Here is an 18,120-nt window from a genome sequence, read left to right on the forward strand (position 1 = left end):
TGGGGCGGGGTCAACTGCCGCTCCGGGCCAGCGCGACCAGTTCGTCGGTGACGGCGGCCCGCTGCTCGGCGGTGGCCAGGACCGGGCAGGGGTCGACGTCGGTGACCGAGCCGCCCGGCCCGAGGCGCAGCTCGAACAGCCGGGTGCCGAGCAGCCCGGCCAGCCGGTGCAGCCGCGGTCCGTACCGGTCGGCGAGCCGGCCGACCGGGCGGGAGCCGCAGTACAGCAGCCGGTCGAGACCCGGCTCGGGCCGGATCTCGACCGGGACGGGCGCGTTCGCCCCGCCGGGCCAGGCCGGCCGGGGCAGCTCGAGCTCCCCGGCGGTGGCGGTGAGCAGCCCGCCCCTGGTCGCCCCGCCGCTGCGGGCGACCGGCAGACCGCAGCGCTCGGCGTGCACCAGGGCGGTGGTGGGGGAGAGCGGACCGTGCGCCGTGCCGTACGCGCTGACCAGGCCGAGCACCCGGGAGCCGAGGCCGAGCAGCCAGCCGGCGACCAGTGCGTGCAGCTCGGCCCGGGCGTAGTCGAGGTCCTTCGGGCTCGCCCGGCCGAGACCGAGCACCGGCAGTGCGGACAGGCGGTGCAGCACCGCCGTCGTACCGGCGTCGGTGAGCACCCGGCCGTCCGGAAAGGTCAGCCTGGTGGTGGCGACCCCGGCCGCGCTGACCCGGTGGCTCCACCGCGCCCGGGCCAGCTCGGCGGAGGAGAGCGGCAGCACGCGGTAGCCGCCCAGCCGGCCGGCCAGCGCGCGGGCCACCGCGGCCGCACCGAGGTCGGCCCGGTCGGCCAGCACCAGGACCACCGGGGTCACTGCGGCGGGAGGGTGTCGAACGCCCGCTTGGCCTGCGCGTCGCCGTCGGCCATCGCCTGCCGGAGCGTGTCGGCCCCGGTGCCGTAGACCGGGCCGCCCTGCAGGTCGGGCCGGAGCGCGGAGCCGATGAACGGCTCGGTCGCCGTACCCTGATCGCCGGTGCCGAGGGCCTGCTCGACCGCCGCCAGCCTGCTCTGCAGGTCGAGCACGGCGGCCAGCACCGGGTCGTCCTGACCGGCACCGAACGGATCGCCGGGCCGCTCGAACCGGCCCTTCTCCAGGCGGTCCTTGCCGTCCTTGCGCTCCTTGAACGGCTCCTTGGCCTCCTTGCGGCCGTCCTTGCGGTCCTTGAGCGGTTCCTTGAGGTCCTTCAGCCCGTCCTTGAGCTCCTTGCGGCCGTCCTTCAGCTCCTTGCCGCCGTCCTTGAGCTCCTTGGTCAGCGGCTTGCCGCAGGAGACCGAGACGGTGGCGGTCATGGTGACGGCGGCGGCCGGGATCGCGCTGACGGAGACGCAGCTGTCGGCACCGGCATAGGACTTGGTGCTCGGCGAGGTGGCGCCGCTGAGGGTGTTGTTGCCGCTGCTGCCCGGGTACGGGTCGCCGGCGTCACCGCGGTTGCGGGCGAGCTCGAGGTCGCGCCGGCCGTCGGCCTGGAGCAGGCCGACCTTGTAGTGGTTCTCGTCGGTGTTGCCGGGCTTGCTCTCGTCGATGTGCCAGACCAGCAGGCCCTCGCCGGGCAGCGAGACGTCGTAGCCGCTCTGCTGGCGGTTCTCCACCAGGAAGTACTCGCTGCCGCCCGCGCCGTCCTTCCAGAGCCGGTGCACGGTGTGGCTGGACTTCACGTCCTCGAACGCGACCAGGCCGCCGGTGGTGACCACGGTGGCGCTCGCCCAGCCCTGGTTGACCTTGCACCAGGCGGACGGGTGCACCGGGACGTCACCGCCGCCGCCCCAGGAACCGCCGCCCATCAGGCACCAGTTGCCGACCCCCTCGGAGCTGCCGTCGGTGTCGTACAGGTCGGGGAAGCCGAACAGCAGGTGGCCGAGCTCGTGCGCGCAGACCCCGATCCTGGCGTCCTCGGGGATGGTCAGGTAGGCGAAGATCTTGGTGCCGTCGGCGTTCTGCGCGGCGGGCAGCGTCCACTTGTGCGACCAGATGTCGCCCGGGCGGCCGGTGGCCTCGCCGCCGGAGCCGGCATGCACCACGATGAAGGCGTCCACGAAGCCGTTGCCGTCGTTGTCGTACGGGGCGAAGTCGAGCAACGGGTCGGCGGCCAGCGCCGTGTCACGGGCCATCAGGTGGGCGCGCGGCTCGCCGCCGGGGCGGCCGATGCCGAAGTTGCCGTTGGCGTACCAGGCCAGCGTCTGCGGCAGCCGGATCGGGCCGACCACCTCACCGACGATGTCGATCAGACCGTGCGTCACCTCGCGGTAGTACTCCCGCACGCTGCCGTGCGGGAGCTCGCCGAGCGAGAAGAACAGCTGCTCGAAGTGGGCCTTGGTGGCCGTCATCGCCTGATCGGAGAAGTCGGCCAGCACCACCGCGACCCGGACCGGGCCGCGCAGCGGGGCACGGTCGGCGGCGGCCGACTGGATGGTGTCGTACGGCGTGCCGAGCGGGAACTCGTCGGGCGGGAAGATCGCGCCGTCGTCGAAACCGAGCCGCTTGGGGGTGCGCCCGACGGCCAGCTGGCCGGTGAGTTCGTCGGGGCCGGAACGGACCCGGGCCAGCTCCTCCTGGAGGCGTTCGCGCAGCTCCGGACTGGGGGCGACGGCGCAGAAGTCGGACCAGACGGCGCGGGAACGGGGCATGGCGACTCCCTCGGCAGCGGACTGCGATCTCGTGGCTACTCATGGTAGTCAGCGGAGCGCGCGTTGGATACCGCCGCGCGAGGGAGTGGCCTTGCGGGGTCAGCCCTGTTCGATGACGAAGCTTTCGGTGGCCGCCTTGCCGGCGCCGAGCCGGCCGAGCAGGCCGTCGGCCCCCTCCAGCTCCAGCAGGGCGAGCAGGATGTGCTCGGTGCCCACGTGGTTGTGGCCGAGCCGGAGCGCCTCACGGAACGTCAGCTCCAGCGCCTTCTTGCCGCCGGCGTCGTACGGGATCAGCCCCGGCACGTCCGCCACCGGCGCGGGCAGTACGGCGCCGACGGCCGCGCGGAGCGCCTCGGGCGTGACGCCCTGGGCGGTCAGCGCCCGGGTGCCGGTCGCCTCGGGGGTGGCGAGCAGGCCGAGGGCCAGGTGCTCGGCCCGGATCTCCTGGTTCCCGGCGGCGCGGGCCTCCTCCTGGGAGGCCATCACCGCCTGGCGGGCCCGGTCGGTGAAGCGGCCGAAGCCCTGGCTCGGGTCGAGGTCACCGGGCTCGCCCGGGTCCTTGGCCACGAAGCGCTTCTGGGCGGCCTGCCGGGTCACGCCCATGCTCTTGCCGATGTCGGACCAGGAGGCGCCCGAGCGGCGGGCCTGGTCCACGAAGTGGCCGATCAGGTGATCGGCCAGGTCGCCGAGGTGGTCGGCGGCGATGACGGCACCGGAGAGCTGGTCCAGGGCGTCGGGGTGCACCTTCTTGATGGCGTCGATCAGGTCGTCGAGGCGTACGGGAATCGTCATGCGTCAACGGTAGGTTGACATCAGCCTCGACGTCAACCCGCAGTTGACACCTGGAGGGCGGTCGGGATGCGCGAGTGGGTCCGGGGCGGGGTGCGACCTGATGGAGAGGTGCGCGGTCCCGGGTGTCGGGTGGCAGGCTGTGGCACGCTGCCGACCGGATTGGGCGCCCAGGGTGGGCCGCGGGGACTTCTTGCATGAATGTTCCGTGATGCGTATATTCATGCCGAGTCCTAGGAGGGATCATCATGGCATTGCGAGTCGCCGTCGCCGGCGCCAGTGGGTATGCGGGCGGGGAGGTGCTGCGTCTGTTGCTCGGGCATCCGGAGATCGAGATCGGGGCGCTGACCGGCGGGTCGAATGCCGGGACCAGATTCGGGGAGCTCCAGCCGCACCTGCTGCCGCTGGCCGACCGGGTGCTGGAGCCCACCACGCCGGAGGTGCTGGCCGGGCACGACATCGTCTTCCTCGGGCTGCCGCACGGCCAGTCGGCCGCCGTGGCCGAGGCGCTCGGCGACGAGGTGCTGGTGGTGGACTGCGGGGCGGACTTCCGGCTCAAGGACGCGGCGGTCTGGGAGAAGTTCTACGGCTCCCCGCACGCCGGCACCTGGCCGTACGGCCTGCCCGAGCTGCCCGGCCACCGGGCCGCGCTCAAGGGGACCAAGCGGATCGCCGTCCCCGGCTGCTACCCGACCGCCGTCTCGCTCGCGCTGTTCCCGGCGTACGCCGCGAAGCTGGCCGAGCCGGAGGCCGTGATCGTGGCCGCGTCCGGCACCTCCGGCGCGGGCAAGGCGGCCAAGGCGCACCTGCTCGGCAGCGAGGTGATGGGCTCGATGAGCCCGTACGGCGTCGGAGGCGGGCACCGCCACACGCCCGAGATGGCGCAGAACCTCGGCCCGGTCGCGGGCGAGCAGATCACCGTCTCGTTCACCCCCACGCTGGCGCCGATGCCGCGCGGCATCCTGGCCACCTGCAGCGCCAAGGCCAAGCCCGGCGTGACCGCCGAGAGCCTGCGCGCCGCGTACGAGCGCGCCTTCGCGGGCGAGCCGTTCGTCCGGCTGCTGCCGGCCGGCCAGTGGCCGCAGACCAGCTCGGTCTACGGCTCGAACGCCGCGCTGGTCCAGGTCGCCCTGGACGAGCACGCGGGCCGGATCATCGCGATCAGCGCGATCGACAACCTGGTGAAGGGCACCGCCGGTGGCGCGGTGCAGAGCATGAACATCGCCCTCGGCCTGCCGGAAGAGCTGGGCCTCCCGCTGAACGGAGTCGCACCGTGACGAACCCCCAGAGCATTGGCGTGACGGCGGCCAAGGGCTTCCGCGCCGCCGGCGTCACCGCCGGCATCAAGGCCAGCGGCACCCCCGACCTGGCCCTGGTGGTCAACGAGGGCCCGTCCAACGCCGCCGCCGGCGTCTTCACCTCCAACCGGGTCAAGGCCGCCCCCGTGCGCTGGTCGGAGCAGGTGGTCAAGGGCGGGCGGATCTCCGCCGTGGTGCTCAACTCCGGTGGCGCCAACGCCTGTACCGGTCCGCTGGGCTTCCAGGACACCCACGCCACCGCCGAGAAGGTGGCCGCCGAGCTGGAGCTGAACGCGGGCGAGGTGGCGGTCGCCTCCACCGGCCTGATCGGGCTCCGGCTGCCGATGGACCTGCTGCTGCCCGGCGTCGAGCAGGCCGCCAAGGCGCTCTCCGCCGACGGCGGCGAGGCCGCCGCGATCGCCATCAAGACCACCGACACCGTGCACAAGACCGCACAGGTGACGAAGAACGGCTGGACGGTCGGCGGGATGGCCAAGGGCGCGGGCATGCTCGCCCCCGGCCTGGCCACCATGCTGGTGGTGCTGACCACCGATGCCGACGTCACCGCCGAGGGTCTGGACGTCGCGCTGCGCAGCGCGACGAACACCACCTTCGACCGGATCGACTCGGACGGCTGCATGTCCACCAACGACACGGTGCTGCTGCTCGCCTCGGGCGCCTCCGAACTCGTCCCGGAGCAGGACGAGTTCGCCGCCGCGGTGGCCACCGTCTGCGCCGACCTGGCCCGCCAGCTGATCGGCGACGCCGAGGGCGCCAGCAAGGACATCCGGATCGACGTGACCGGCGCCGCCACCGAGCAGGAGGCCGTCCAGGTGGCCCGGGTGATCTCCCGGAACAACCTGCTCAAGTGCGCCCTGCACGGCGAGGACCCGAACTGGGGCCGGGTGCTGGCCGCGATCGGCACCACCGACGCGGCCTTCGACCCCGACCTGTTGAACGTGGCGATCAACGGCGTCTGGGTCTGCAAGGACGGCAGCGTCGGCGAGGACCGGGACCTGGTCGACATGACCGGCCGCGAGGTGGTCATCACCGCCGACCTGCGGGCCGGCGACGCGGCGGCCACGGTCTGGACCAACGACCTCACCGCCGACTACGTGCACGAGAACAGCGCCTACTCCACCTGAGCCGGGGGACCCCGTGAAGATCGCACCCAAGGGCGAACAGGCCCGTAACAACACCGCGTTGCCCAAGGCACTGACCCTGATCGAGGCGCTGCCCTGGCTGGAGCGCTTCCACGGCAAGACCGTGGTGATCAAGTTCGGTGGCAACGCCATGGTCGACGAGTCGCTGAAGGCGGCCTTCGCCCAGGACGTGGTCTTCCTGCGCTACGCCGGTCTGCACCCGGTGGTGGTGCACGGCGGCGGTCCGCAGATCAGCGCCCAGCTCGGCAAGCTCGGCCTGGAGTCCTCCTTCACCAACGGCCTGCGGGTCACCACCCCCGAGACCATGGACGTGGTGCGGATGGTGCTGGCGGGTCAGGTCCAGCGCGAGCTGGTCGGGCTGCTGAACGAGCACGGCCCGTTCGCGGTCGGGATGACCGGTGAGGACGCGCACACCATGACCGCCGTGAAGCGGTACGCCGTGGTGGACGGCGAGCAGGTCGACATCGGCCTGGTCGGAGACATCGTCAACATCGAGGCGGGCGCCGTGAAGGCGCTGATCGGGGACGGCCGGATCCCGGTCATCTCCTCGATCGCGCGCGGCACCGACGGCCACGTGTACAACATCAACGCGGACACCGCCGCATCCGCCCTGGCGGTCGCGCTGGGCGCCGAGATGCTGGTGGTGCTCACCGACGTCGAGGGCCTGTACGCGGACTGGCCGAACTCCGACGACGTGATCAGCCAGCTCGGCACCACCGAGCTGGAGGAGCTGCTGCCGACCCTGGCTAGCGGCATGCTGCCGAAGATGGAGGGCTGCCTGAACGCGGTCCGCTCCGGCGTCGGCACCGCCCGTGTGCTGGACGGCAGGGTGCAGCACAGCCTGCTGCTGGAGATCTTCACCGACGAGGGCATCGGCACCATGGTGGTGCCGGACGACGAGACGACGGTCCTGGGGGGCCTGGCATGACGAACGACCAGCTCACCCAGCGGTGGCAGCACACGCTGATGGACAACTACGGCACCCCCCGGATCCCGCTGGTGCGGGGCGCCGGTTCGACCTTCTGGGACGCCGACGGCAAGGAGTACCTGGACCTGGTCGGCGGGATCGCGGTGAACGCGCTCGGCACCGCCCACCCGGCCGTGATCGAGGCGGTGACCGCGCAGATCGGACAGCTCGGCCACGTCTCCAACCTGTTCATCGCCGAGCCGACCGTCCGGCTGGCCGAGCGGCTGCTGGACCTGTTCGACCGCGAGGGCGGCCGGGTGTTCTTCTGCAACTCCGGCGCCGAGGCCAACGAGGCCGCCCTCAAGATCAGCCGGCTGACCGGCCGGACCCACCTGGTCTCGCTCCAGGGCAGCTTCCACGGCCGGACCATGGGCGCCCTGGCGCTCACCGCCCAGCCCGCCAAGCAGACCCCGTTCGTCCCGCTGCCTGGGGACGTCACGTACGTGCCGTTCGGCGACATCGAGGCGCTCCGGGCGGCCGTCACCACCGAGACCGCCGCCGTCTTCCTGGAGCCGATCCAGGGCGAGAACGGCGCGATCCCGCTGCCCGAGGGCTATCTGACGGCGGCTCGGGAGATCACCCGGGCCACCGGCACCCTGCTGGTGCTGGACGAGGTGCAGACCGGCATCGGCCGGACCGGCCACTGGTTCGCCCACCAGGCGTACGAGGGCGTCGAGCCGGACGTCGTCACGCTGGCCAAGGGCCTCGGCGGGGGTCTGCCGATCGGCGCCGCAGTGGCCTTCGGGGAGGCCGCCGAGCTGTTCCACGCCGGGCACCACGGCACCACCTTCGGCGGCAACCCGGTGGTGGCGGCGGCGGGTCTGGCGGTGCTGGACACGATCGTCGCCGACGGGCTGCTGGCGCACGTGCAGAAGGTCGGCGAGCAGCTGCGCACCGGCATCGAGGCGATCGGCTCCCCGCTGGTCGACCACGTCCGGGGCGCGGGCCTGCTGCTGGGCATCGTGCTCACCGCGCCGGTGGCCGGCCAGGTCCAGGCGGCCGCCCAGCAGGCCGGGTTCCTGGTCAACGCCGCCGTGTCGGACGCCGTCCGGCTGGCTCCCCCGCTGGTGCTCACCGAGCAGGAGGCGGACCGCTTCCTGGCCGCGCTTCCGGAGATCCTGAACAGCGTCGCCCCCGACGCGAACGTCTGAGCGAACTCCGGGAGAATCCTCGACATGACCGCACCCAACCCCGACCAGCCCGCCGCCGGGCCGACGTCGCAGGTCCCGCAGACCCGCACCGCACGGCACCGGCGGATCGTGGACCTGTTGACCCGTCAGCCCGTCCGCTCGCAGAGCCAGCTGGCCAAGCTGCTCGCCGACGACGGACTGGTGGTCACCCAGGCCACCCTCTCCCGGGACCTGGACGAGCTGGGCGCGGTGAAGATCCGGAACCGGGACGGCGCGCTCATCTACGCCGTCCCGGCCGAGGGCGGGGACCGCACCCCGCGCGCCCCGATGGGGGAGTCCGCCACCGAGGGCCGGATGGCCCGGCTCGCGGGCGAGCTGATGGTGTCCGCCACCGCCTCCGGCAACCTGGTGGTGCTCCGGACCCCGCCGGGTGCCGCCCAGTTCCTCGCCTCGGCGATCGACCAGGCCGAGGTCTTCGAGATCATCGGCACCATCGCCGGCGACGACACCGTCCTGCTGATCAGCCGTGACCCGTTCGGCGGCCAGGCCCTGGCCGACCACCTGATGCAACTGGCCCAGGCCAAGGCCCAGTAGGCACCCCGCCGCAGGCGGCTCCGGCCCCGGCCCCCGCCCAGACCAGCCCGCCGCAGGCGGCTCCACCGTCGAATCCCCTGAAAAGCCCGCCGCAGACGGCTCTCGCCCCGAAGCCCGCCGTGCGCGACCCTTCCGAAGGCTCGCCGCAGGCGGCCTGCCGCCCTCGAAGCCCGCCGCAGGCGGCTCCACCCTCGAATCCCCTGATAAGCCCGCCGCAGGCGGCTCTCGCCCCGAAGCCCGCCGTGCGCGACCCTTCCGAAGGCTCGCCGCAGGCGGCCTGCCGCCCTCGAAGCCCGCCGCAGGCGACCCCCGTGTTTTGAGTTTCATACGGCGTAGTGCATACTTATGCCTGTCGTCGTAACCCTGTTCGCACTGTTGTGAAGGAGAAAGCCGTGACCGAGCGCGTCGTACTCGCCTACTCGGGCGGTCTGGACACGTCCGTCTGCATCGGCTGGATCGCCGAGGAGACCGGCGCCGAGGTCATCGCCGTCGCCGTCGACGTCGGCCAGGGCGGCGAGGACCTCGAGGCGATCCGCCAGCGCGCGCTGGACTGCGGCGCCGTCGCGGCCGAGGTCGCCGACGCCCGCGACGAGTTCGCGGACGAGTACTGCCTCCCGGCCCTCAAGGCCAACGCCCTCTACCAGGGCCAGTACCCGCTGGTCTCGGCGCTGTCCCGGCCGGCCATCGTCAAGCACCTGGTCGCCGCCGCCAAGAAGCACGGCGCCACCACGGTCGCCCACGGCTGCACCGGCAAGGGCAACGACCAGGTCCGGTTCGAGGTCGGCATCCAGTCGCTGGCCCCCGAGCTGAAGTGCATCGCCCCGGTCCGCGACTACGCGATGACCCGGGACAAGGCGATCGCCTTCGCCGAGGCGAAGAACCTCCCGATCGTGACCACCAAGAAGAACCCGTACTCGATCGACCAGAACGTCTTCGGTCGCGCCGTCGAGACCGGCTTCCTGGAGGACATCTGGAACGCCCCGATCGAGGACGTCTACGAGTACACCCAGAACCCGGCCACCCCGCGTGAGGCGGACGAGGTCGTCATCACCTTCGAGGCCGGCGTGCCGGTGGCCGTCGACGGCCGCAAGGTCTCGGTGCTGCAGGCGATCGAGGAGCTCAACAAGCGGGCGGGCGCCCAGGGCGTCGGCCGGCTCGACATGGTCGAGGACCGCCTGGTCGGCATCAAGTCCCGGGAGATCTACGAGGCCCCCGGCGCGATCGCGCTGATCACCGCGCACCAGGCGCTGGAGAACGTCACCGTCGAGCGCGAGCTGGCCCGCTACAAGCGGCAGGTCGAGCAGCGCTGGGCCGAGCTGGTCTACGACGGCCTGTGGTTCTCCCCGCTCAAGCGCGCGCTGGACGGCTTCCTGAACGAGGCCAACCAGGTCGTCTCCGGCGAGATCCGGATGGTCCTGCACGGCGGCCGCGCCGTCGTGAACGGCCGGAAGTCGGACCGGTCGCTGTACGACTTCAACCTCGCCACCTACGACACCGGCGACACCTTCGACCAGTCCATGTCCAAGGGCTTCATCGAGATCTTCGGCCTGTCCTCGAAGATCGCCGCCCGCCGCGACCTGGCCTGATCCCCGCTGTACCCAGCCCCGGCCGCCCAGGGCGGCCGGGGCCTCGCACTATCCGAACCCGCAGAAGGAGCCCACGCGATGACCGCCGATCAGAACGCCGACGTCCGCCTCTGGGGCGCGCGCTTCGCCGACGGCCCCTCCGAGGCGCTGGCCAGGCTGTCCGCCTCCGTGCACTTCGACTGGCGGCTGGCCCCGTACGACATCGCGGGCTCGAAGGCGCACGCCCGGGTGCTGCACAAGGCCGGGCTGCTCAGCGAGGACGAGCTGACCGGCATGCTCGGCGGCCTGGACGCGCTGCTGGCCGACGTGGCGTCAGGTGCCTTCACCGGCACGGTCGCCGACGAGGACGTGCACACCGCGCTGGAGCGCGGCCTGCTGGAGCGGCTCGGCCCGGACCTCGGCGGCAAGCTCCGCGCGGGCCGGTCGCGGAACGACCAGATCGCCACCCTGTTCCGGATGTACCTGCGGGACCACGCGAAGATCATCGGCGGTCTGCTGCTCGACCTCCAGCACGCGCTGGTCGGCCTGGCCGAGGCGCACCCCGACACCGCGATGCCGGGCCGCACCCACCTCCAGCACGCCCAGCCGGTGCTGTTCGCCCACCACGTGCTCGCCCACGTCCAGGCCCTCGGCCGGGACGCCGAGCGGCTGCGCCAGTGGGACACCCGGACGGCCGTCTCGCCGTACGGCTCCGGTGCACTGGCCGGCTCCTCGCTCGGCCTGGACCCGGAGGCGGTCGCCGCCGAGCTGGGCTTCGAGCGCGGCTCGGTGGGCAACTCGATCGACGGCACCGCCTCGCGGGACTTCGTCGCCGAGTTCGCCTTCGTCACCTCGATGATCGGGATCAACCTGTCCCGGATCGCCGAGGAGGTGATCATCTGGAACACCAAGGAGTTCGGCTTCATCACGCTGCACGACGCCTTCTCCACCGGGTCATCGATCATGCCGCAGAAGAAGAACCCGGACATCGCCGAGCTGGCCCGGGGCAAGTCCGGCCGCCTGATCGGCAACCTGACCGGCCTGCTGGCCACCCTCAAGGCGCTCCCGCTGGCGTACAACCGGGACCTCCAGGAGGACAAGGAGCCGGTCTTCGACTCCTGCGACACCCTCGAGGTCCTGCTGCCCGCCTTCACCGGCATGATGGCCACCCTGACGGTCCACCGGGAGCGGCTGGAGGAGCTGGCCCCGGCCGGCTTCTCGCTGGCCACCGACATCGCCGAGTGGCTGGTCCGGCAGGGCGTCCCGTTCCGGGTCGCGCACGAGGTGGCCGGCGCCTGCGTCAAGTTCTGCGAGGCTCGGGGCATCGAGCTCTCCGACCTGACCGACCAGCAGTTCGCCGAGATCTCCGCGCACCTGACCCCCGAGGTCCGCTCGGTGCTCACCGTGCACGGTTCGATCGCCTCCCGGGACGGCCGGGGCGGCACCGCCCCGTCCGCCGTCGCGGTCCAGCTGGCCGAACTGAAGGCCGACCTGGCGGTCCAGCAGGAGTGGGCGCAGAACTGAGTTTCGCCTGATCGAGGGGACGCCCACGGGCGTCCCCTCGTCGTTCTCCGGGTGTGATCCGTTACGCCGAACTGCGCCCCGTCCTCACCCGAACGGAGTGGGTGGTCCCGTCCGCCGAGGAGCAGGTGCTGACCGCCGCCCGGGAACGCGCGGTGCGCCGCGCACTGGCCCGCCTGCCCGGCCGCTGCCCCGAACTGATGACCGCCCTCGCCGAGGCCCCCGAGCTGACCTACCGCCAACTCGCCGAGCGGCTCGGCCTGCCGCGCGGCAGTATCGGACCCACCCGCTCACGCTGCCTCGCCTGCCTGCGCGCCCTCCTGCACACCGAACGGCCGGAGTGACGCTCGCCACGTCCGGCGGCCGGAAGGTTGCCGGAGGCCGGACGGTGGGTAGAGCGCTGGCGAACGTGCCCTTGACGCTCCCTCAAGCGGCCGGATACTGGGCAGGCGCGCAGATCCGACCCCGAGGACAGTCGGGGCACGACTGCGCCACCCCCGGTCAGGGCAGATCCCCGGCCGGGAATCCTTCGCAGGGCAACCGGTGTGCCACCCTCACCCCGCGCACCGGGAACTAACGATGGGGAGGCCCCAGCACATGGGCATGAGCGTGAACATCTCGGTGGCGAACGAAGAGGACGCGGAGCAGATCCTCAAGCTCCAGTACCTCGGCTACCAGTCCGAGGCCGAACTGTACGGCGACTGGGCCATCGAGCCCCTGACCCAGACCCTGGAGCACCTGCGCGCGGAGCTGGCCGAGCGCCACGTCCTGGTGGCCCGGCTCGGCGAGGAGATCGTCGGCACCGTCCGCGGCTCCGTGGACGAGCACGGCACGGCGCACGTCCACCGCCTGGTGGTGCACCCCCGGATGCAGCGGCACGGCCTGGGCGGCCGGCTGCTGGACGCGGTCGAGCGGCAGCTCAGCGCCGAGGGCCCGGTCAGCTCCTTCGAGCTGTTCACCGGCCACCGCAGTCTGGGCAACCTGCGGCTGTACGCCCGGCACGGCTACCGGCAGACCGAGGTCCGCGAGGTCAGCCGGAGCCTGAGCATCGTCACGCTGGAGAAGCGGGCGGCGGTCGCGGCCGCGGCCTGAACGTGCGGAGAGCACCCGACCTGATGACCGGTCGGGTGCTCTTTGCGTTGGTACGCCTGTGTCGTGTCCGTATTTCGGACCGGTGTTCCTGATAATTGGGACCGTGTCCATATGTCTGATTTACTTTCACCCATGACCACGACGACGACCTGCACCCCCACCGGCGGCACGCCGGCCGGAGCGCGCTGCATGTGTTGTTGTCGAATGTGTCGCTTCTGAGGGCTCTCGCCCCTCTTCCCGCGCACCCCGTGCCGTGACTCGTAAGGGTCACGCCCACGCGCGCCCCCGCCGCCCAGCGGCCACGATCGAAGCATGGCCGGACCTGATCCTCCCTCAGAGGTGTGCCTCCGCATGCCGTCGTCCGCCCCCGACCAACGGAAGCAGCCGTGATCACCACCAAGGACCTGACCAAGGTCTACCGAACCCGAGGCCGCGAGGTCTCCGCCCTGGCCGGGGTGGACCTGCACGTGCGCGAGGGCGAGGTCTACGGAGTCGTCGGCACCAGCGGCGCCGGCAAGTCCACCCTGATCCGCTGCGTCAACATGCTGGAGCGCCCCAGCTCCGGCACGGTCACCGTGGACGGCGTCGACCTCACCGCGCTGCCCGGCACCGAGCAGCGCGCGGGCGCCGAACTCCGGGCCGCCCGCCGCCGGATCGGCATGGTCTTCCAGCACTTCAACCTGCTGGCCTCGCGCACCGTGCAGCAGAACGTCGAGCTCCCGCTGGAGATCATCGGCCTGGACCGCACCCAGCGCCGCCGCAAGGCCGGGGAGCTGCTCGAACTGGTCGGCCTGGGCGACAAGGCCCGCGCCTACCCCGGCCAGCTCTCCGGCGGCCAGAAGCAGCGGGTCGGCATCGCCCGGGCGCTGGCCGGCGACCCCAAGGTGCTGCTCTCGGACGAGGCCACCTCGGCGCTCGACCCGGAGACCACCCGCTCGATCCTCGCCCTGCTGCGCGACCTCAACCGGCAGCTCGGCCTGACCGTGCTGCTGATCACCCATGAGATGGACGTCATCAAGTCCGTCTGCGACTCCGCCGCGCTGATGCGCGGGGGCCGGGTGGTCGAGGCCGGGAAGCTGACCGACCTGCTGGCCACCGAGAACTCCGAGCTGGCCCGCGAGCTCTTCCCGCTCGGCGAGTTCGGCCACGGCCACCCCGGCAACACGGTGCTGGAGATCACCTTCCAGGGCGACACCTCGGCCCGGCCGTTCGTCTCCCAGCTGGCCCGCACCTACCAGATCGACATCAACATCCTGGGCGCCGCGGTGGAGACCATCGGCGGCCGGATGGTCGGCCGGATGCGGGTCGAACTGCCCGGCGGGCACCGCGACAACGTGGTGCCGATCGGCTTCCTGCGCGAGCAGGGCCTGCAGGTGGACGTGCTCGACGAGAAGGGCGGGGCAGCGGCATGACCTGGGATCAGATGCAGGACCTGATGTGGCCCGCCACCTGGGAGACCTTCCAGATGGTCGGCGTCGCCACCGTCGTCACCGTGCTGCTCGGGCTGCCGCTCGGCCTGCTGCTGGTGCTCACCGACAAGGGTGGCGCACTGCAGAACGCCCCGGTCAACCGGGTGGTCGGAGCCGTCGTCAACCTCGGCCGCTCGATGCCGTTCATCATCATCATGGTCGCCCTGCAGTCCTTCACCCGGGCCGTGGCGGGCACCACCATCGGCTGGGAGGCGGCCACCGTGCCGCTGACCGTCGGCGCCATCCCGTTCTTCGCCCGGCTGGTGGAGACCTCCGTCCGCGAGGTCGACGGTGGCCTGCTGGAGGCCGTGCACGCGATGGGCGGCGGGACCTGGACCTCCGTCCGCAAGGTGCTGCTCCCCGAGTCGCTGCCCTCGCTGGTCTCCTCCGTGGTCACCACGATCATCGCCCTGATCGGGTTCTCCGCGATGGCCGGCACGGTCGGCGGTGGCGGCCTCGGCTTCCTCGCCATCAACTACGGCTACCTGCGCTTCGAGACCGGCTTCATGTGGGTGATCGTCGCCGAACTGGCCGTCATCGTGACGGTCATCCAGCTGGCCGGTGACCTGATCGTCCGCCGGCTGACCAACCGCGGCGGGTCCGGGGGGACCACCCGCCTGCTGCGCTCGCGCGACACCCCCGCCGAGAAGGACGAGGAGCTCGTCCTTCCGCACTGACCACGCGGCCGGCCCGACCCGGGGCCGGCCGCGAGACCTGGCCGGCGGATCGCCAGAAGCGATCCGGCCGACCGTCCGTTCCATGGAGAAAGGCACTTTTCGTGCGTAACGTCCTGAAGTTCACCAGCGTCCTCGCCACCGCCGGGCTCGCCCTGTCGCTCACCGCCTGCAGCAGCGACAGCTCCTCGTCCGGCTCCAGCCCGGACGCCGCGCTCACGGTTGTCGCGAGCCCGACCCCGCACGCGCAGATCCTGGACTACGTCAAGAAGAACCTGGCCGACGCGGCCGGGCTCAAGCTCGAGGTCAAGGTGGTCACCGACTACGTGACCCCGAACACCGCCGTCCAGGACGGCTCGGCCGACGCCAACTACTTCCAGCACGTGCCGTACCTCGAGGACTTCAACAAGAAGCAGGGCACCGACATCGTCTCGGTCGAGACCGTGCACCTGGAGCCCCTCGGCCTGTACTCCAAGAAGGTGAAGTCGGTCACCGAGCTGGCCAACGGCGCCACGGTCGGCCTGCCCAACGACGTCACCAACGAGGGCCGGGCGCTCAAGCTGCTCGCCGACAACAACGTGATCAAGCTCAAGGACGGCGTGGGCACCGCCGCCACCCCGGCCGACGTGGTCAGCAACCCGAAGAACCTGAAGTGGAAGGAGCTGGAGGCCGCCCAGCTGCCCCGCTCGCTCCCCGACCTGGACGCCGCCGTGATCAACGGCAACTACGCGTTGGAGGCCAGCCTCAAGCCCGCCACCGACGCGATCCTGCTGGAGAAGGCCGCGGGCAACCCGTACGCCAACATCCTGGCCGTCAAGAAGGGCAAGGAGAACGACCCCCGGGTGAAGAAGCTCGCCGAGCTGCTGCACTCCGACAAGGTCAAGGAGTACATCAACACCACCTTCAACGGTTCGGTCATCCCGGCTTTCTGAGCGGGCAGCTGACGGTTCGTGATGGCACCCTCGCCGGCGGGCGGGGGTGCCATCACGTCGTTTGCGGGTACCGTGTCACGGCCCGCACAGGGCGGGGCGTACCGTGAAGTTCACGACCCGGCGAGGAGAGAGACGGATGGCAGCGAGCTTCCCCGAGACCGCGATCAGCACCGAGCGGCTGCTGCTGCGCCCCCTCGTGGAGACGGACGCGCCCAGCCTGGTGGCCATGATGGCCGACGAGCAGGTGCACGCCTGGACCGCCATCCCGCAGCCCTTCACGGACGGCCACGCCCTGGAGTGGATCCGGGAGTTGGCCCCCGCCCGCCGGGCGGACGGGCGCGGAATCGTTTTCGCGGTCACCGAGAACCTCACCCAGCGGGTCGTCGGCGTGGTCGAACTGCGCTGCACCGACTGGCGGTTGCGCTCCACCGAGGCGACCTACGTGACCGCGGCCTGGGCCCGTGGCGAAGGCTACGCCCCCGAAGCGGTGAACGGCGTCGCCCAGTGGCTGTTCGAGGACCGGGACTTCCTCCGGCTCGAACTGCGCACCGCCGCGGGCAACACCGCCGGGCAGCAGGTGGCCCAGAAGCTCGGCTGCATCAGCGAGGGCGTCCTGCGGAGCGCCTGGATAGTGCGGGACGGCGAGGAGAGCCGCACCGACCTGATCCTCTGGAGCCTCCTCCCGGAAGACCTCGAACCGGTGCACCCCCGCGAACCGCACTTCGCGGCCGGCCGCTGAACGCTCAGCCCGCTGGACCTTTGGCAGGCGCCCGAGCATCTACGGTCCAGGGGCTCGGGGCTGCACGGTAGGCAGGCGTTCTGGCATCTACGGTCAGAGCCCCGAGCCCCTGGACAGTGCAACCGAGCGCCCTGCCAAAAGCTGCGCCCCTGCGAAGGTGCAGCCCGTACGGCTGTGCGAGTTTGCCGTGTTCGGTGGGTGCCAGCCGGTAGCCTCGGGGCGGGGGCCGACCGGCCGTCAGGTGGACTGAGGGAGCAGCGGTAGATGGCGGACCGGATCACGGTCATCGGGTGGGACGGCACTCCACTGACCGAGGCAGCCGCCTCGGCCCTCGCGGGCGCGACCCTGGTGGCCGGGGCGCCCTTTCAGCTGGCCGCGCTGCCGGTCCCGGCCGGTGCCGAACGGCTGCCGCTGGGCAGTGTGCAGCAGGCCGCCCGCCGGATCGCCGAGCACCGGGGCGCCGCCGTGGTGGTGGCCGAGGGCGACCCGGGGTACTTCGGGGTGGTCCGGGAGCTGCGCCGTCCCGAGTACGGGCTCGAACTCGAAGTGCTGCCAGGGGTTTCCTCGGTGGCCGCGGCCTTCGCCCGAGCCGGGATGCCGTGGGAGGACGCCCAGGTGGTCAGTGCGCACGGCGGGCGGCTGCGCCGGGCGGCCAACATCTGCCGGGCGTACCCGAAGGTCGCGGTGCTCACCACCGCCGGGGCCGGGCCGAGCGAGCTCGCGCTGATGCTCCGTGGGGTGCACCGCACGTTCGTGGTGTGCGAGGCGCTCGGGACCGACGACGAGGACGTCACGGTGCTCACCTCGGACCGGGTGCCGGACCACGACTGGCGTGACCCGGCGGTGGTGCTGGTGATCGGCGGCGCGGGTCCGAACCACGCGCCGGCCGAGACCTCCGGCTGGCTGGCCGGCCGTCCGCTCGGTTTCCCCGGGCCGGACCGGGGCTGGGCACTGGACGCCGAGGCGTACGCGGGTGCGGAGCGCGGCGCGGCCCCGGCGGGTGCCGCCGGCACCGCGCTGCCCCCGCACGTCCGCGCGCTGGCGCTGGCCCGGCTGGGTCCGGTGCCCGGCGAGCTGCTCTGGGCGGTGGGCGCGGGCAGTGGCGCGCTGGCTGTGGAGATCGGACGTTTCGGTGCTGCGGTGGTGGCGGTGGAGGCGTCCCGTTCGGCCTGCGCGCAGATCACCGTGAACGCCCGCCGGTACGGGGTCGAGGTCGAGGTGGTGCACGGGGTGGGCCCCGAGGTGCTCGGCGGACTGCCCGAACCTGACGCTGTGGTGGTCGAGTCCGGCGGTGCCGAGGTGGTCCGGGCGGTGCTCGACCGCCGGCCGGAGCGGCTGGTCGCGGTCGCGCACTCGCTGGGCGAGGCGGAGGAGATCCGGGCCGCCATCGCGGGCGCGGGATACCGGGTGGACGGCGCACTCCTGCAGTCCGCGCCGCTCGGTCCGGCGCACGGCAGCGCACCCGGGCTGGGGCTCGGGCCGGGGGAGCAGAGCCTGGTCCTCTGGGGCGAACAGGGCTCCTGACGGCTGTTCGACAAGCCGCGCGAATCGGACACCGGTTCGGAAGT

At 72.1% G+C, this 18,120-nt stretch carries 17 protein-coding genes; 14 read left to right on the forward strand and 3 right to left on the reverse strand.

The window, feature by feature from the left end; all coding sequences use genetic code 11:
* Window positions 1–10: 10 nt before the first annotated feature.
* The 3 genes from OHV05_RS29695 to OHV05_RS29705 form a co-directional block, all read right to left on the reverse strand.
* Window positions 11–808 (reverse strand): hypothetical protein, encoded by a 798-nt coding sequence (locus OHV05_RS29695; RefSeq protein WP_405020408.1) that lies wholly within the window; start codon window positions 806–808, stop codon window positions 11–13.
* Window positions 805–2,619 carry a M6 family metalloprotease domain-containing protein gene (locus tag OHV05_RS29700; RefSeq protein WP_405020409.1) on the reverse strand — a complete coding sequence of 605 codons (1,815 nt, stop codon included), beginning with the start codon at window positions 2,617–2,619 and terminating at the stop codon, window positions 805–807. The genes OHV05_RS29695 and OHV05_RS29700 overlap by 4 nt, the downstream gene beginning before the upstream one ends.
* A gap of 99 nt (window positions 2,620–2,718) precedes the next feature.
* Entirely contained in the window at window positions 2,719–3,411 is a 693-nt protein-coding gene (locus tag OHV05_RS29705) for a Clp protease N-terminal domain-containing protein (protein ID WP_405020410.1), read from the reverse strand.
* 245 nt (window positions 3,412–3,656) lie between these two features.
* On the opposite strand from OHV05_RS29705, the gene argC reads away from it, so the two are divergent.
* From argC to cbiE, 14 genes are all read left to right on the forward strand, one after another.
* Window positions 3,657–4,685 carry an N-acetyl-gamma-glutamyl-phosphate reductase gene (gene argC / locus OHV05_RS29710; protein WP_405020411.1) on the forward strand — a complete coding sequence of 343 codons (1,029 nt, stop codon included), beginning with the start codon at window positions 3,657–3,659 and terminating at the stop codon, window positions 4,683–4,685.
* A 14-nt stretch (window positions 4,686–4,699) separates the two neighbouring features.
* On the forward strand, window positions 4,700–5,851 hold the full coding sequence (gene argJ / locus OHV05_RS29715) for a bifunctional glutamate N-acetyltransferase/amino-acid acetyltransferase ArgJ (RefSeq protein WP_405021574.1): 1,152 nt from the start codon (window positions 4,700–4,702) through the stop codon (window positions 5,849–5,851).
* 13 nt (window positions 5,852–5,864) lie between these two features.
* On the forward strand, window positions 5,865–6,797 hold the full coding sequence (gene argB / locus OHV05_RS29720) for an acetylglutamate kinase (RefSeq protein WP_403031659.1): 933 nt from the start codon (window positions 5,865–5,867) through the stop codon (window positions 6,795–6,797).
* Complete coding sequence (locus tag OHV05_RS29725; protein ID WP_405020412.1) at window positions 6,794–7,987, forward strand: acetylornithine transaminase; 1,194 nt, start codon at window positions 6,794–6,796, stop codon at window positions 7,985–7,987. The genes argB and OHV05_RS29725 overlap by 4 nt, the downstream gene beginning before the upstream one ends.
* A gap of 24 nt (window positions 7,988–8,011) precedes the next feature.
* The gene (locus OHV05_RS29730) at window positions 8,012–8,560 is read left to right on the forward strand and encodes an arginine repressor (protein WP_057241209.1); all 549 of its coding nucleotides are present in this window, start codon (window positions 8,012–8,014) and stop codon (window positions 8,558–8,560) included.
* 392 nt (window positions 8,561–8,952) lie between these two features.
* The gene (locus tag OHV05_RS29735) at window positions 8,953–10,146 is read left to right on the forward strand and encodes an argininosuccinate synthase (protein ID WP_405020413.1); all 1,194 of its coding nucleotides are present in this window, start codon (window positions 8,953–8,955) and stop codon (window positions 10,144–10,146) included.
* A 78-nt stretch (window positions 10,147–10,224) separates the two neighbouring features.
* On the forward strand, window positions 10,225–11,649 hold the full coding sequence (gene argH / locus OHV05_RS29740) for an argininosuccinate lyase (RefSeq protein ID WP_405020414.1): 1,425 nt from the start codon (window positions 10,225–10,227) through the stop codon (window positions 11,647–11,649).
* A gap of 53 nt (window positions 11,650–11,702) precedes the next feature.
* Window positions 11,703–11,990: a hypothetical protein gene (locus tag OHV05_RS29745; protein ID WP_403031646.1), complete on the forward strand. Its 288-nt coding sequence runs from the start codon at window positions 11,703–11,705 to the stop codon at window positions 11,988–11,990.
* 253 nt (window positions 11,991–12,243) lie between these two features.
* Window positions 12,244–12,738 (forward strand): GNAT family N-acetyltransferase, encoded by a 495-nt coding sequence (locus tag OHV05_RS29750; RefSeq protein ID WP_405020415.1) that lies wholly within the window; start codon window positions 12,244–12,246, stop codon window positions 12,736–12,738.
* A gap of 386 nt (window positions 12,739–13,124) precedes the next feature.
* A complete protein-coding gene (locus OHV05_RS29755) occupies window positions 13,125–14,150 on the forward strand; it encodes a methionine ABC transporter ATP-binding protein (RefSeq protein WP_405020416.1) in 1,026 nt (341 codons plus the stop codon).
* Window positions 14,147–14,884, forward strand: coding sequence for a methionine ABC transporter permease (locus OHV05_RS29760; protein ID WP_405020417.1), 738 nt, complete (start codon window positions 14,147–14,149; stop codon window positions 14,882–14,884). Before OHV05_RS29755 ends, OHV05_RS29760 begins: the two co-directional genes overlap by 4 nt.
* A 101-nt stretch (window positions 14,885–14,985) precedes the next feature.
* Window positions 14,986–15,813, forward strand: a complete 828-nt coding sequence (locus tag OHV05_RS29765; protein WP_405020418.1) for a MetQ/NlpA family ABC transporter substrate-binding protein — start codon at window positions 14,986–14,988, stop codon at window positions 15,811–15,813.
* Between the two features lie 136 nt (window positions 15,814–15,949).
* Window positions 15,950–16,552, forward strand: coding sequence for a GNAT family N-acetyltransferase (locus OHV05_RS29770; RefSeq protein WP_405020419.1), 603 nt, complete (start codon window positions 15,950–15,952; stop codon window positions 16,550–16,552).
* A gap of 264 nt (window positions 16,553–16,816) precedes the next feature.
* On the forward strand, window positions 16,817–18,076 hold the full coding sequence (gene cbiE, locus OHV05_RS29775) for a precorrin-6y C5,15-methyltransferase (decarboxylating) subunit CbiE (RefSeq protein WP_405020420.1): 1,260 nt from the start codon (window positions 16,817–16,819) through the stop codon (window positions 18,074–18,076).
* The last annotated feature ends 44 nt before the right edge of the window (window positions 18,077–18,120 follow it).

It is taken from the genome of Kitasatospora sp. NBC_00070 (assembly GCF_045041205.1).
In the GTDB taxonomy this organism is placed as follows: Bacteria; Actinomycetota; Actinomycetes; order Streptomycetales; family Streptomycetaceae; genus Kitasatospora.